We start from the raw sequence: 14,574 nt of genomic DNA on the forward strand, positions 1-14,574 counted from the left end.
CTCGTCTCCGCCGGGCGCAAACGCCCCGGCGCCTAATGGCTGCTGACGGCCTCGCGCACGGCCGGCGACAAAGCCGCCCCGACGCGCTCCACCAGCAGGGCCATCTCATAGCCGACCTGACCGACGTCGCAACTGCGCGCCGCCAGGACCGCCATCGACGAACCGTCGCTGATGGACATCAGGAAAAGATAGCCGCTGTCCATTTCGATGATGGTCTGCTGCACGGTTCCGGCGTTGAACATCCGGGACGCACCGTCCGTGAGACTGACCACGCCGCAGGTTATGGCGGCGAGCTGGTCGGCACGGTCGCCCGGCAGATCCCGGGACGAGGCCAGCAGCAGGCCGTCGGCCGAGACCGCGACCACGTGGGCGATGCCGGCGACGCTGTCCGCGAAATTGCTGAGCAGCCAGCCCATGTCGTGCATGGTGGGGGGCCTGGTCACTGATCGTTCTCCTTGGGAGGCTGTGTTGCCGTGGCGGCGGTTTCGGCAACGCCGTCCGTCCGCCCTCGTTGCACTCCCCGGTGATACGCGGAAAGTAGCCCGCGAACCTCATCCGGATTGCGACGGTGTTGCGCCCGCGGGGTGGTTTCCACTCCACCGGGTACGAGCTGGGCCTGGGGAATCCGCACCGGCAGCCCGGATCGGGTGGTGCCGGCGTCCTTCGGATCGGAGGCCGCCCGAGCGAGATGCCAGCCGTCGTCCGCGGCGGTCCGCCAGCGTTCCTCACCAGCCCGGCGAGGCTTCGGCACGGTGCGGGTGGGCGGTCCGGAGACGGGCCGGGTGGGGGCCGGCGGTGCGGCGACAGGCGGTGCGGCGGGTGTCTCGGCGCGGGTCGTCGTGCCGGGCGGCGCGTACCCCGCGGTCGGCATGCCGTTCCATCCCTCGGCCTCCGCCTCGCCGGCGAACCAGGTCTGCTGCATCTCGATCTGGATCGGCGCAGCCGGTGCGGGATCCCCCGCGGGGTCCCCGGTGGGCACGGCCGGTGCCGCGACCGGCACGGGAGCCAGGGGGTCGGTGTCCACCGGCTTGGGTACGCGGGTCGGAAGCTTCGGCCGGTCCGGGGTCGGCACGAGGTCCAGTTCGGACATCGGCACGCCGACCTGGGGCGGCGGCTGGTACGTCGCTCGCATCGGTGGCGGAGCGGTCCGGACCGGTGGCCGTACCTCCAGGTTCCGGGGTGTCCCGAGGGGCGGCTGCGGCGGCGGGCCGGGCCGGGTCCAGCTGGCCGCCCGTCCCGCTGGCGGCCCGTCCTGCTCGGTGCCGGGCACGACCACGATGTCGGGGTGCAGGGTGACCTCAGCGGTCGTGCCACCGTCGGGACCGGGGTGCAACTCGACGTGGATGCCGTGCCGGGATGCCAGCCGGGCGATCACCGCGAAGCCCATCAGGCGGAAGGCGGAGGCGTCCACTTCGCTGGGTTCGTACAACCGGCGGTTGAGGTGTTCCATCTGTTCCGGGGTGATGCCCAGCCCACGGTCCTCGACCCGGATCACGGCATGCCCACCGGCCCGGGAGCCGTGCGCCATCACCACGGTCTCCGGCGCGGAGAAGCGGGTCGAGTTGTCGAGCAGTTCGGCGATCAGGCGCACCACGTCGTTGACGGCGGCCGCGGCGACCAGCGCGTCGGTGTCGACGGTGCCGAACTCGATCCGGTGGTAGAGCTCGACCTCGGACTGGGCGGCCCGCAGCACGTCGATCAGCAGGGCGTCCTCACGCCGCGGTGTGCCCACTTCGGCACCGGACAGGACCAGCAGGTTCTCGTCGTTGCGGCGCATCCGGGTGGCGAGGTGGTCGAGTTCGAAGAGGCGGGCCAGCCGCTTCGGGTCCTCCTCCAGTCGCTCGATCTGGTCCAGTTCGCCGATCATCCGGTCGACCAGGGTCTGGCTGCGCCGGGCCAGACTGAGGAACATGGTGGACATGCTGGTCCGCATGGCGGCCTGTTCGGCAGCGATCCGGATGGCCTCCCGGTGGACCATGTTGAAGGCTTCGGCCACCTCGCCGAACTCGTCCTGTTCGAGGATCTGGATCGGGTCCCGCGTCTGCGCGACGATCCGTTCCACACCGCCCTCGTTGAGGCCTTCCACGTCGTGCAACAGGCTGACCGCGACCGGCAGGTCCCGGTTGGCCACGCCGAGCGCGCCCTCCCGCAGGCGGCGGACCGCGAGCAGCAGCGACCGGCCCAGGTAGAAGCCGAGAGCGACGGCAGCGATCACGATGAGCGAGACAGCGATGAACTCGATCGTGGCCAGCCGGGCGGTCGCCGTCTTCTCCTCGGCGGCGACCTCGACGACCTGTTCCTCGAGTTGCCGTTCGGTGCCGCGGAGCAGCGCGAGCACCTCGCCGAACGCGTCGCTGACCTCGGCCAGGCTGACCGCCTGCGCGCCCCGGAGCCGGGCCGACACCTGGTCGGCGCGGCTCACCGCGGGGTCGCCGAGGACCGCGTCGACGAGATCGCTCTGTGCCTCGGTGGCGACCGCGCGGAAGTCGGTGAGCGCGCCGGCCCGGGTCACCTGCGCGGCGATCAGCTGTCGCTGCCGGTCGGCGCCGAAGTCACCGGTGGCCCGGATCAGGTAGGCGAGTGCGGCCTGGTCGGCGGCCGCGGTCTCCAGCACGGTGAAGGAGCCGAGAGCGCTCAGGCCGTCGGCGACCGGGCCGCGGGCGGCTTCCAGGCTGAGCAGCGATTCGTAGTCGGTCAGGCTGCCGAGGATCCCGCCGTACGAGCCGGTCGCCTCGGCGAGGTTGGTGCCGTTACGTTTGTTGACCCCGGTGCGCAGCGCGGTCAGGGTGGCGAGCTGCCGTTCGATGATGACCAGCCGGGTCTCGACCCGGTCGGGCACTCCGGTGATCTCGGCGCGGTCGTCCCGGACCGTCTGGATCTGGGCGTCCACCGCCTTGATCGCTTCCTGGTACCCGGTGTCCGGCCGTTTCGGCCCGGACAGGAACTCGGCGGCGGCCATCCGCTCGTCGTGCAGCAGCCGGCCGAGGTCGGACAGTTCGGTGCCGAGTTCGGCGAGCCGGACGACCCGGGCGGCGTCGGTCGACTGCCGGGTCACCTCGATCATCCGCATCGAGGCCAGGACGAACACCGCGGTCAGCGGCAGGAGCAGCAGGCCAGCGATCTTCCCGCGCAGCCGCAGGTTCCGCAAACCCCGAAAGCCGCCGCGTCGCGCGGGTCGCGCAGCCAGGGCCGAGGATCCCGTGCTCACGACTTCTCCTTCGCGGTCATCCCGCTCCGCACCATTGGCGGGAGCAGGCCCATCGGCGGCCACGGTCCGACCACCTCCGGAATCCGCGGCAAGGCCCGCGCCGTTTCCGGCACGGCGGCGATTTCATCAGAACGCCAGGCCTTTTGGGAAGTCTCGATCCTCCCGGAAAATAGCCGGCTGTCCGAATGATAAGCGCGCGCGTGACCGTTCCGTGGACGCGCTCCCAACGTTGACGTGCGCGAATGAGTCACGCGCGACGGTCTGTGAGGTCACGATCACCGGACAACATCACGATTCCAACCACTATGTGAGAGTCCTGCCTCGCGACCTCGAACAACACGGTGGCAAGGTTTGGCGCGACACGACGGACCCGTTGTCCGTGCGCGACAGTGTCCACTCCGGACAGTCGATCTGGCAAGTAGCTCGTACGACCTGCGCGAGTCACCGTCAGTGACCGAAGTTCGATTGACGCAAGTCGATTGTCGCAGTTGTCGACTTTAGGCTGCCTTAAGAAGGGCACCCCGGACTGGCGCATCATGCGGAACATTCCGTAACGTGCCCGGCATGGCATTTCGGAGCTGGCTGAAGCTACTGGCCGCCACCGTCACGGCCGCCGCGGTGATCGGGGCGGGTCAGCTGGGCATCGCATACGGGCTCGGCATGGTGCGGCTCGACCAGACTTTGGAAATCACTCAGCGTGATCAGTGGACAGCGCAACTCGCCTGGATCGCCTGGATCACGATGACGGCGGCGGCCCTCGGAGCCGTGGTCGCCACCGCGCTCCGGCCGCGGTGGTCACCCCGGCCGGTCTCCTCCGGCGGCGCGCTCGCGATGGGCCTGGCCGCCGGGATCGGCGCCCTCGCCGTCCTGCCGCTGACCATGCAGCCGGCCCGGGACGCCCACGTCACCGGCGTGCACCCGGTCCTGATCATCGGCATCTGCGCCGGCCTCGGCGCCGCGATCGGCATCTTCGCCGGGTACGCCGCCGCCGCTCGGGCGGTGGCCCGCTGGAGCCTCGCCACCCTGAGCGTCATCGTCTGGGCCGTCGCGCTGGTCTCCATCGCCCCGTCACTGAAGCCCGGCGGCACCCCCGCCGACGTGCGACTCGGCGTCCTGTCGGGGAACCTCATCCCGGCCGCCGTCGCCGAGCACACCCCGTTCGCGACCATGCCGGCGATCGCCCTGCTCACCGGGCTGATCATCGGCTGGATCGCCCGCAGCCGGCGGATGTCGACGCTGACGGTCGCCCTCAGCGGACTGGCCGGCCCGGCCATGCTGACCCTGTCCTACCTGATCGCCGGCCCCGGCTCGGCATCCGGTTTCGCACTGAACCCGTACTGGGCGGCGATGACCGCGAGCGGCGCCGGCGTCCTCGGCTCGGTCCTGGCCGCGATCGTCCGCAGCGCCCCCAAGACCGCGGCCGACACCCCTGGAACCGGGACCGGGACCGACGCTCCCGGAACAGCATCCGGCACCCCTGGGGCAGCATCCGGCACCCTTGAGACCGGCAACCAGCCGGACACCCGGCCGGACACCCCTTCGGGCGCGAGCCCCGAGCCCGAGCCGCCCGCCGGCCCGAAGCCCGAATCGGTCTCCGGCCGCGCCAGCCTCCCCCGCCGCGACGTGCCGAACGAGTCCGCGATCGCCCAGGCCGCAGCCGCCGCGGCACTGCGCCCCGAGGACCAGTTGCGCCCCTCGGACACCGGCATCTTCACCATGGGCGACCGCCCGCATCCGCTGCAGGACCTGGCCGCCACCCCGCCGGCCGCCCCGGTACCGTTCCCCACCGGCAACCCGTTCCACCAGGGCACGCCCGCCCCACAGAACGCACCCGGTCACCAGAACACCCCCGGCCCGCAGGCCACCGCAGCCCCGCACCGGACCCCGACCGGCGCCCACGCCCGAGTCCAGCCCTCGGCCAACGCCCACCCCCACTCCCCCACCGGCGCCCACGCTCAGGCCCATGCCGGCGGCCACGCCCAAGTCCCGACCGGTGCTCACGCCCAAGTCCCGGCGCCAGGGCACGGTTCGGCCCAGTTCGCCGCCCCGGCCTCGATCCCGGCCCAGGTCGCCGGCCTGGCCCCGGCTCAGGTCTCGGGCCCGGACGCCGAGCCCCGCTTCTCCGGGCAGCAGCCGGCGCAGAGTTCCGGTGGCGGCCAGCGGCGCGGCTGGCGCACCCGCCGCAACGCTCCCGAGCCGGAAGCGCAACCCGGCTCGTTCAACGGTTTCGCGTCCGGCCCCGAGGCCGCCCCGCAGCAGACCGGCCCACAAGCGACGGCTCCGCAGTCCGCCCAGCGCGGCCGCCCGGGTGGCCGCGAGGACGACTACGTCGGCTGGGTCAACGACCTAGGCCGCTAGAGACGTTTCACGGTCCGGGTCTGCGTGGTGACTTAGGGCGCGATTCGAACCCCAAGTAACCACGCAGAAAGGCACTCGCGCTCCGTCGCACAACCAAGGCCCGGCGTGGTGACTTGAGTACCAGGTAGATGCGGCAGCCGTGTCCGAATCCTCACGGTCGGCGAACCGGCCGGGTAACGCATCGGCTAACACCGATGGAATGATGCGATCGGGAGGTACCGCCGACCGCGTCAAGCAATGACGATTGTCGATGTAAGGGTTTCTGCCCCCTAGACATCGGGAGTCCGATCATGATCAGCCGCATCGGCCGGTTCCTCGCTGGCCTGGCCCTGGTAGTGGGCCTCTCCGGAACAGCCCTCGTCGCCCCCGCGATCGTCGCACCCACCACGACCGACGCGGCTCAGGCGGCGGTCTACTCCACCTGCACGATCAGTCGATGTTCGGCGGCCAGAACCGCCTTCACCGGCTGGCAGTCCCTCGGCTGGCCCACGTCAGCCGGCTGGTACTCGTGGCCGTACGGCAACTACAACTACACCGGCGGCACCTTCTACAACCGTGAGGGCCAGCTCCCGTCGGCCACCTACTCCGAGTACGACGTGTACTCCCGCGCCCGCGGTGCCGCCCGGGACGCCTACCGCATCGTGGTCAACCGCAGCACCCGGGTCGCCTACTTCACCCCGGACCACTACGTGACGTTCTACCGGCTCTGAAACCGCGTGCTCTGAAACCGATGTGGCGACCGCCCCCGGACGGTCGCCACACCGAATCAGTTCGGCGTCACCGGCAGATAGACCCGCCCACCGGCGTCGACGAACTCGCTGGACTTGGCCTTCATCCCGGCCGCCCGAAGCTCATGACTGATCTTCATCGAGCAGAACTTCGGCCCGCACATCGAACAGAAATGCGCGGTCTTGGCGGCGTCGGCCGGCAGCGTCTGGTCGTGATAGGACCGAGCGGTCTCCGGGTCGAGGGCCAGTTCGAACTGGTCCTCCCACCGGAAGTCGAACCGGGCACGGGACAGCGCGTCGTCCCAGTCCTGCGCCCCGGGATGCCCTTTGGCCAGGTCAGCCGCGTGCGCCGCGATCTTGTAGGCGATCATGCCCGCTTTGACGTCATCCTTGTCCGGCAGGCCGAGGTGCTCTTTGGGGGTGACGTAGCAGAGCATCGCCGTCCCGAACCAGCCGATCATCGCCGCGCCGATCGCCGAGGTGATGTGGTCGTAGGCGGGCGCGATGTCGGTGGTGAGCGGCCCGAGCGTGTAGAAGGGTGCCCCACCGCACAGTTCGACCTGCAGGTCCACGTTCTCCTTGATCTTGTGCATGGGGACATGACCAGGACCTTCGACCATTACTTGTACGTCGTACTCCCACGCGATGTGGGTCAGCTCGCCGAGGGTGCGCAGCTCCGCGAACTGCGCCTCGTCATTGGCGTCGGCGATCGAACCCGGCCGGAGCCCGTCACCGAGCGAGAAGGTGATGTCGTACTCCCGGAAGATCTCGCACAGTTCCCGGAAATGCGTGTACAGGAAGTTCTGGCGGTGCTCGGCCAGACACCACGCGGCCATGATCGAGCCGCCCCGGGAAACGATTCCGGTGACCCGCTCAGCGGCCAGTGGCACGTATTCCAACAGCACTCCAGCATGGATCGTCATGTAGTCGACCCCCTGCTCGGCCTGCTCGATCACGGTCTGACGGAACAGTTCCCAGGTGAGTTTCAGCGGGTCGCCCTTTACCTTCTCCAGGGCTTGATAGATCGGCACGGTACCGATCGGGACCGGAGAATTCCGTACGATCGCCTCCCGGGTCTCATGAATTCTCGGCCCGGTCGACAGATCCATCACCGTGTCGGCACCCCAGCGGGTCGCCCAGGTGAGTTTCTCGACCTCCTCGGCCACCGACGAGGTGACCGCCGACGTACCGATGTTGGCGTTCACCTTCACCAGGAACCGCGACCCGATGATCATCGGCTCGGATTCGGGGTGGTTGACGTTGACGGGCAGCACCGCCCGTCCGGCGGCGATCTCGGCCCGCACCAGCTCGGTGTCCACACCTTCCCGCAGCGCCACGAACTCCATCTCCGGCGTGACGATCCCGGCCCGCGCCGAAGCCAGTTGAGTCCGCCCGGTCCGCCACGGTTTCCGCAGCTCAGGCAGCCCTCTCTCGGGTTCGCTGCCCGGCCCGGACGTGTCGTAGAGCCGCACCGGCGCATGGTCACCGGTGAGCACCACCTCGGTGAACGGCACCCGAATCCCCGGACCCTCGACATAGACCTTACGACGCATGATCAAAACCTCCCAAAATCTGATAAACCCGGCGGCGTACGGCCGAAAAGGGTCCCGCAAAGTGCCGCACACCGCCGGAGCTAATTCATGGGCTGACGTGGCCCGCGGATTGAAGACGGCCCAGGGGTCAGGCGGACCAGCCGAAGTGGTCCAGCGGTCCGGGCCCCGCACCCAGCCGCCACGAGGCGCCGCCACGCAGGCCCCGGTTCACGTAGTCCTTGGCCGCCGCCACCGCCGACGGCACCGCGTCACCAGCGGCCAGCCGCACCGCGATCGCCGACGAGAACGTGCACCCCGACCCGTGGTTGTTACCGGTCGCCACCGGCTCACCCCGCAGCAGCGTGCTCCCCCCGTCGACGTGCAGGACGTCGAGCGCCAGTTCACTACCGGTCACCACGACCGCCCGCGGCCCGAGCGCCGCCAGCTCGGCCGCCGCCGAGACCATCTCGTCGACGGTCTCCACCCGGCGTCCCAGCAGGGCGCCGGCTTCATGCCGGTTCGGCGTCACCACCCGGGCGTACGGCAAGAGCAACCCCACCACGCCCGCCTCCCCCAGCCGGCTCCCCGCGGTGGCCACCAATACCGGATCCACCACGAGATTCGGCAGGTCCCCCGCACGTTCCGCGATCACTTTCGCCACTGCCGGATCCGAGATCATGCCGACCTTGACCGCGACAACCGGCAGATCCCCCAGAACCGCATCCAACTGAGCCGCTACGACATCAGCGGGCACCGGGTGGACAGCCGTAACACCGAGGGTGTTCTGCGCGGTGATCGCCGTGATCACCGAAGTCCCGAAAACCCCCAACGCCGCAAACGTCTTCAGGTCGGCCTGAATCCCCGCACCCCCACCGGAGTCCGACCCGGCAATGGTCAACACCACCGGCGGAGTCACCATCGCCCGGCCCCAACCCCCGCGAAGGCCGCGGTGAGTTCCCCGGCCAGCGACGGCGTCCGCATCACCGCACCCATCACGGCGATGCCCACCGCCCCAGCCGCGGCGCATTCCCGCGCGCGCTCCGCCGAGTCGATCCCGCCGAGCGCCAGCCAGGGCACCGGCGCGCGCATCCCGGCGGCCCCGGCCGCACCGAGTGCCGGCCCGTAGCCCGGCTTGGACACTGTCGGATAGACCGGCGAAACGGTCACGTAGTCCACACCCGACAGATCCTCGAACCCGTGCCAGGAGCGCCCGATCAGGGAGATCCCCGACGACCCGGCACCGAGTCGCCGACCATCCGCCGACGCGACGCCCGACGGCAGCGGATCGGCGCCGGCCAGGTGGACGGCGCTCCCGCCGAGCGGGTCGGGACCGGAAACGATCAATCGACCGGACGGGACGATCGCACGGAGTTCAACTGCCAGAGCCATTCGCCGGGCGTACGGCAGATCCCGCTCGCGAAGAACGACCCACGCCGCGCCGCAGCGAATCGCCTCCCGGACCGCCTCCACCAGCGACCCGGAAGCGGACCGCCGATCCGTGAGCACAACGAGCCCGCCCGGCGTCACCACCGCGCTCCCACCAGGCCCGACACTGCCGCCCGGCGTCACCACCGCGCAATCCCGTCGTCCGGAGTGGACGCCAGTGCGTGGAATCGGCGGGGGATGCGGCCTGCGGACCGGGCCAACCGTCCGGCGGTGACCGCGTGCCGCATCGCCGCCGCCATCGCCGCCGGGTCGTCGGCTCGGGTGATCGCGCTGGCGATCAGTACCGCGTCGCAGCCCAGTTCCATGGCACGGGCCGCGTCCGAGGCCGTTCCGATGCCCGCGTCGAGGACCACCGGCACGTCGACGCTCTGCACGATCAGCTCGATGTGATGCGGGTTGGAGATGCCCAGCCCGGATCCGATCGGCGAACCGGCGGGCATCACCGCGGCGCATCCGGCGTCGGCCAGCCGGCGGGCCAGAATCGGGTCGTCGCTGGTGTACGGCAGTACCGTGAACCCGTCCGCGACGAGTGTCTCCGCAGCTCGCAGCAATTCGACACCATCCGGCAGCAGGGTCCGCTCGTCCCCGATCACCTCCAGTTTGATCAGGTCGGTCTCGAACGCTTCCCGCGCCATCTGCGCCGTCTTCACCGCGTCTCCGGCGGTGTAACACCCGGCCGTGTTCGGCAGCACCCGCACCCCGAGCCGGTCCAGCATCGGCAGAAGCCCGGGCCCGGCGGCGTCCACCCGGCGCAACGCCACCGTGACCAGCGTCGTCTCCGAGGCCGTGATCGCCTCTTCGAGGGCGGCGAGGCTGTTCGCCCCGCCGGTGCCGAGGATCAGCCCGTTGTCCGGCAGGAACCCGTTGTCCATCGTCAGCCTCCCTGCGCGGCGGTGAGGACCTCGACCCGGTCCCCGTCGGCGAGGTCCACCTTCGCCCACGTGGACCTGGGCACCACCGTGCCGTTGACGGCGACCGCCACTCCACGCTGTGCCGCGATGATCTCGGCGACCAGGGTGGCGACGGAGCAGGTGCTCGGCCGGTTCTGCGCCTGGCCGTTGATCGTCAGTCTCATCGGAACCTCCCGGGGGCGAACCCGTCGATGATCGGATCCGCTGACCCGGTCAGCACCAGGTCAGCGATGAGTCGTGCGGTGATCGGGGCCAGCAGGATCCCGTTACGGAAGTGCCCGGCCGCCACCACGATCCGGCGGCCGGGGCTGTCGTCGAGGGCTCCCAGGACCGGACCGTTGTCCGGCGTGCCCGGCCGGTGGCCCACGGTCACCTCGGTCAGTTCGTGTTCGGCGAGACCCGGCACCAGATCGAGGGCGGCGCGCAGCAGGTCGTGCACCCCTGATGCGGTGGTGTGCAGGTCGGCGCGTTCCTCCTGGGTGGCTCCGACCACGACTTCACCGTCGGCGCGGGGCACCAGGTAGACGTGCCGCCCGTCGGCCGCCCCGTCGATCACGTGCCGGAGCAGACCCGGCTCCCCGCGCAGGCGCAGCACCTGGCCTTTGACCGGCCGGATCGGCAACCCGGTGAGGGCGGCCGTCCCCACACCGGCGGCGACCACGATCACGTCCGCGTCCACGTCGGACAGATCGGTGACCCGGTGGGCGACGATCCGGCCTTTCAGCCGTTCCCGCAGCACCGCGACCACTTTGCGCGGGTCGGCCTGATGTTCGTGGGCCGCGAACGCTCCGGCCCGCACTCGCGGCGAGATCGCCGGTTCGCGATCACGCACCTGAGATCCGCTCAACCGGGCGAGCTTCTGGTGTCTCCACTCGCGCGCCGACTCGGCCACGTCATCGGCGGTGAGGGCGACGGACAGCGTCCCGGCCGTGTCGTAGCCGACGTCACCGAGCGAGGCCGCGAACTCCGGCCACATCGCGTGGGACGCCTCCAGCAGCCGGGTGAGGTGCGGATATTCGAAGGCCGACTCGCCACCCGGCGCGAGCATCCCGGCCGCGACGTGCCAGGCCCCGTCCCTGCCGTCCGGCGCCGGATCATGAACGGTGACGTCGGCCCCACGAGCGAGCAACTCGGCGGCGATGGCGAGCCCGATGATCCCGCCCCCAGCAACCGCCACCCGGATCCCGAAGAAACCGGACGACGCGGGGAGAACGGAACCGGGCGACGCCGAGAAGGCCGAACCGGGTGCCGCCGGGAGAGAAGCAGGCCGCGCGGAGTGACCCCTGCTCATCGCAGGGCCGCCAGGAAGTCTGCGACTGCTCCCTTCGGGTCCGCCACGAAGGCGGAGACCGCCGCGATGCCGTGCACCGCGAGCTGCGGCACCCGTTCCGCGGTGATGCCGCCGATGGCGAGGACCGGAGTGCCCGGCACCGCCTCGGCGACGGCCGCGATCGCGGCCGCTCCGAGTGGTGGTGGCAGTCCGTCCTTGGTGGACGTGGGGAACGCCGGCCCGACGCCGAGATAGGTGGCCCCGGCCGCCACCGCCGCCCGCGCCGACGAGGCGGACCGGCAGGTGGCACCGATGATCGCGGACCGCCTGAGGACCCGCCGGACGGCGTCGACCGGCAGGTCGTCCGCACCGACGTGCACCCCGTCCGCACCGGCGGCCAGTGCCACTCCGACCCGGTCGTTGACCAGCACCGTGGTACCGGCCGAACGGCAGATCGCGACCGCTTCGACGGCCACCGCGTAGGCGGCGGCGTCGCTGGTCTTGACCCGGATCTGAACGGCCACTTCATCGAGCCCGGCCACACCACGGACGACGTCGATCGAGTCCGTTATGACATGGATACGGGGAAACGATGTGCCCATGAAGCACTCCTCCCTGCGCCGGCATTACCCGGATCAGGTTCGACGGTCGGGGGCCGCGTCAGCCCCCCTCTCAGCCCGGTGCCCGGACTCCCGTGGGGTAGTAAGTAACCGGACCATAACCGGTCCGTGACGAAAAAAGCTAGCGCACGTCCCAGACCGGCTCGGGCACCTCGACGACCTCGCCATCGCTCCTGAACAGCACGAAACGATCGAAGGACCGGGTGAACCAGCGGTCGTGCGTGACCGCGATCACCGTGCCTTCGAAGGCTTTCAGCCCCTCTTCCAGCGCTTCCGCCGAAGCCAGGTCCAGGTTGTCCGTCGGCTCGTCGAGCAGCAGAACGGTCGCACCGGACAACTCCAGCAGCAGCACCAGGAACCGGGCCTGCTGTCCACCCGAGAGGGTGCCGAACCGCTGGTCACCCTGGGCCGCCAGTTCGTACCGGTTGAGGGACTTCATCGCCCCGGCCCGGTCCTGTCCGGACCGATGGTCGTCACCGCGCCAGAGGATCTCGACGAGGGTCTTCTCCATCAACTCCGGCCGGTCGTGTGTCTGCGAGAAGTGCCCGGGCCGCACCCGGGCGCCGAGCCGGGCCCGGCCGCCGTGGGCGACGCGCGCGAGCGGTGCCCCGTCGACCGGTTTGTGTTCCAGGTCGGGGTCGGTACCACCGGCCGCGAGCAGCCGCAGGAAGTGGGATTTGCCGGTGCCGTTGGCGCCGAGAACGGCCACCCGGTCCCCGTACCAGATCTCCAGGTCGAACGGGAACGTCAGGTTCTCGATCTCGACCTGTTCGCAGATGACGGCACGTTTGGCGGTGCGGCCACCGCGCAGGTTCATCCGGACCGACTGGTCTTTCGGCGGCAGCGGCGGCGGGCCGGCCTCCTCGAACTTGCGGAGCCGGGTCTGCGCGGCCTGATAGCGGGAGGCGAGACCGTCGTTGTAGGCGGCCTTGTTCTTCAGGGTGAAGACGAGTTCCTTCAGCTTCTCGTGCTCCTCGTCCCAGCGGCGGCGCAGTTCCTCCATCCGCTCGTGCCGGTTGACCCGGGCCTCGTGCCAGGAGATGAAACCGCCGGGGTGGGTCCAGGCGCCGCCACCTTCGACGGTCACCACCCGGTCGGCGGTCTCGGCCAGCAGCTCCCGGTCGTGGGAGACGTAGAGCACCGATTTGCTCGACTCGCGCAGGCGCTGTTCGAGCCAGCGTTTGGCGGGGACGTCGAGGAAGTTGTCCGGCTCGTCGAGCAGCAGCACCTCGTCGGAGCCACGGAACAGCAGGTCGAGGGCGAACCGTTTCTGTTCACCGCCGGAGAGGGTGCGCACCACCCGGTGCCGGGCCTGCTCCCACGGCTTGCCGAGGATGCCGACGGTCACGGTGTCGAAGAGGACCTCGGCGTCGTAGCCGCCGGCCTCACCCCAGTTCGCGAGCGCGTTGGCGTACGCCAATTGGGTCTTCTCGGTCTCGTCGAGTGCCGCGGTGGCTGTGGCCAATCTCTCGCCGGCCGCTCGCAGCGGTGGCGCGACCAGCGACAACGCGAGGTCCTCCAGGGTCCGGTCGTCGCCGATCATGCCGATGAACTGGCGCATCACCCCGAGTCCACCGGCTCTGGCGATCGTCCCGCTCTGGGTGGGTATATCACCCGCCACCATCCGCATGAGCGTGGTTTTGCCCGCTCCGTTGGGACCGACGAGCGCGACCTTGGCACCCTCGCCGACCCGGAACGACACGTCGGAGAACAGCTCCCGGCCGTCCGGGAGCACGAATCCGGCGCTGGCGACATCCACATAACCCATGGCGGCATCCTCCCTGTAAGGAACTGCTCAGTCAGCCGATTTTCCGGTGACCCGGAGCACCCGGTAGCCCTTCTGGCTGGCCATCCGCTCGACCGTCCATCCCAGCCCGACGAGCCAGGTGTGCAGCGAGTCACCGCCGAGGTGCCGGTTGATCACCAGCCAGGCCACGCCGCCGGGGGCGAGGCGGGGCAGCCAGCGTTCCAGCAGCACGTGCAGTTCGGCTTTGCCGACGTGGGTGGGCGGGTTGCTCCAGATCTCGGTGAAGGTCACCTCGTCCGGGACGTCGTCGGGTGCCGTGACCAGCAGCCGGCCGGCCAGTTCGAGTCGTTCGGCGTTCTCGGCGGCCAGCTCCCGGGCACGCGAGTTGACGTCGATCGCGTAGACGGTCGCCCGGGGCGCCTCAGTGGCCAGCACACAGGCGATCGGACCGTACCCACATCCGAGGTCCAGCAGGATGCCCTCGGTGTTCTGGTCGGGCAGTGCGCCCTTGCGCAGCAGCACAGCGGTGCCGGGGTCGAGGCGCCCGGCGGAGAAGACGCCGGAGGCGACGGCGAGCCGGTAATCCCGGCCGGCGGCATTGAACTCGATCTCGCCCTTGTGGAACGGCGCGTCGGGTTCGGCGGTGAAGTAGTGGTCGGCGCTCACCCGTTGAGTTTCCCGCCGCCGGGTCACGGCCTGCGCGCCGGGGTGGCGGACAGGCTGTGCGTTCATAGATCAGCGTGCACGCCTAGCT

13 protein-coding genes and 1 riboswitch are annotated in these 14,574 nt (G+C 70.3%); of the genes, 2 read left to right on the plus strand and 11 right to left on the minus strand.

The genetic code is table 11. From position 1 onward, the window contains the following. Positions 1-32 precede the first annotated feature (32 nt). Together BLU81_RS30035 and BLU81_RS30040 are read right to left on the minus strand one after the other, a co-directional pair. Entirely contained in the window at positions 33-443 is a 411-nt protein-coding gene (locus BLU81_RS30035) for a roadblock/LC7 domain-containing protein (protein WP_092548713.1), read from the minus strand. Further along, positions 440-3,208: a sensor histidine kinase gene (locus BLU81_RS30040; protein ID WP_092548716.1), complete on the minus strand. Its 2,769-nt coding sequence runs from the start codon at positions 3,206-3,208 to the stop codon at positions 440-442. Before BLU81_RS30040 ends, BLU81_RS30035 begins: the two co-directional genes overlap by 4 nt. 564 nt (positions 3,209-3,772) lie before the next feature. Between BLU81_RS30040 and BLU81_RS30045 the strand changes: the two genes are divergently transcribed. Beyond that, on the plus strand, positions 3,773-5,566 hold the full coding sequence (locus BLU81_RS30045) for an MFS transporter (RefSeq protein WP_092548719.1): 1,794 nt from the start codon (positions 3,773-3,775) through the stop codon (positions 5,564-5,566). A 290-nt stretch (positions 5,567-5,856) separates the two neighbouring features. Further along, entirely contained in the window at positions 5,857-6,276 is a 420-nt protein-coding gene (locus BLU81_RS30050) for a ribonuclease domain-containing protein (protein ID WP_092548722.1), read from the plus strand. 56 nt (positions 6,277-6,332) lie between these two features. On the opposite strand, the gene thiC is transcribed toward BLU81_RS30050, so the two are convergent. The 9 genes from thiC to BLU81_RS30095 form a co-directional block, all read right to left on the minus strand. Next, complete coding sequence (gene thiC, locus BLU81_RS30055) at positions 6,333-7,847, minus strand: phosphomethylpyrimidine synthase ThiC (protein WP_092548726.1); 1,515 nt, start codon at positions 7,845-7,847, stop codon at positions 6,333-6,335. Positions 7,848-7,974: 127 nt separating this feature from the next. Further along, positions 7,975-8,742 carry a bifunctional hydroxymethylpyrimidine kinase/phosphomethylpyrimidine kinase gene (gene thiD / locus BLU81_RS30060; protein ID WP_092548729.1) on the minus strand — a complete coding sequence of 256 codons (768 nt, stop codon included), beginning with the start codon at positions 8,740-8,742 and terminating at the stop codon, positions 7,975-7,977. After that, a complete protein-coding gene (locus BLU81_RS30065) occupies positions 8,739-9,356 on the minus strand; it encodes a thiamine phosphate synthase (RefSeq protein WP_092548732.1) in 618 nt (205 codons plus the stop codon). Before BLU81_RS30065 ends, thiD begins: the two co-directional genes overlap by 4 nt. A gap of 35 nt (positions 9,357-9,391) precedes the next feature. Then, positions 9,392-10,144 (minus strand): thiazole synthase, encoded by a 753-nt coding sequence (locus tag BLU81_RS30070; RefSeq protein ID WP_092548735.1) that lies wholly within the window; start codon positions 10,142-10,144, stop codon positions 9,392-9,394. 2 nt (positions 10,145-10,146) lie between these two features. Then, the gene (gene thiS, locus BLU81_RS30075) at positions 10,147-10,347 is read right to left on the minus strand and encodes a sulfur carrier protein ThiS (RefSeq protein ID WP_092548738.1); all 201 of its coding nucleotides are present in this window, start codon (positions 10,345-10,347) and stop codon (positions 10,147-10,149) included. Continuing rightward, on the minus strand, positions 10,344-11,366 hold the full coding sequence (thiO, locus tag BLU81_RS30080) for a glycine oxidase ThiO (RefSeq protein WP_231954834.1): 1,023 nt from the start codon (positions 11,364-11,366) through the stop codon (positions 10,344-10,346). Before thiO ends, thiS begins: the two co-directional genes overlap by 4 nt. A gap of 104 nt (positions 11,367-11,470) precedes the next feature. Next, entirely contained in the window at positions 11,471-12,055 is a 585-nt protein-coding gene (locus BLU81_RS30085) for a thiamine phosphate synthase (protein WP_092548743.1), read from the minus strand. Further along, positions 12,049-12,159, minus strand: a riboswitch (TPP riboswitch). (Overlaps the previous gene by 7 nt.) Before the next feature lie 35 nt (positions 12,160-12,194). Next, the gene (locus BLU81_RS30090; RefSeq protein ID WP_092548746.1) at positions 12,195-13,841 is read right to left on the minus strand and encodes an ABC-F family ATP-binding cassette domain-containing protein; all 1,647 of its coding nucleotides are present in this window, start codon (positions 13,839-13,841) and stop codon (positions 12,195-12,197) included. A 27-nt stretch (positions 13,842-13,868) separates the two neighbouring features. Continuing rightward, positions 13,869-14,486, minus strand: a complete 618-nt coding sequence (locus BLU81_RS30095; RefSeq protein WP_092557845.1) for a class I SAM-dependent methyltransferase — start codon at positions 14,484-14,486, stop codon at positions 13,869-13,871. Positions 14,487-14,574 lie beyond the last annotated feature (88 nt).

Origin of the sequence: Actinoplanes derwentensis, assembly GCF_900104725.1 — a bacterium.
GTDB lineage: Bacteria > Actinomycetota > Actinomycetes > Mycobacteriales > Micromonosporaceae > Actinoplanes > Actinoplanes derwentensis.

Bases quoted from the DNA above. Each gene is read 5' to 3' on its own strand.
- BLU81_RS30045 (WP_092548719.1), top strand. From the start codon at position 3,773: ATGGCATTTCGGAGCTGGCTGAAGCTACTGGCCGCCACCGTCACGGCC.
- BLU81_RS30050 (WP_092548722.1), top strand. From the start codon at position 5,857: ATGATCAGCCGCATCGGCCGGTTCCTCGCTGGCCTGGCCCTGGTAGTG.
- thiC (WP_092548726.1), bottom strand. From the start codon at position 7,847: ATGCGTCGTAAGGTCTATGTCGAGGGTCCGGGGATTCGGGTGCCGTTC.
- BLU81_RS30070 (WP_092548735.1), bottom strand. From the start codon at position 10,144: ATGGACAACGGGTTCCTGCCGGACAACGGGCTGATCCTCGGCACCGGC.
- thiS (WP_092548738.1), bottom strand. From the start codon at position 10,347: ATGAGACTGACGATCAACGGCCAGGCGCAGAACCGGCCGAGCACCTGC.
- BLU81_RS30085 (WP_092548743.1), bottom strand. From the start codon at position 12,055: ATGGGCACATCGTTTCCCCGTATCCATGTCATAACGGACTCGATCGAC.
- BLU81_RS30090 (WP_092548746.1), bottom strand. From the start codon at position 13,841: ATGGGTTATGTGGATGTCGCCAGCGCCGGATTCGTGCTCCCGGACGGC.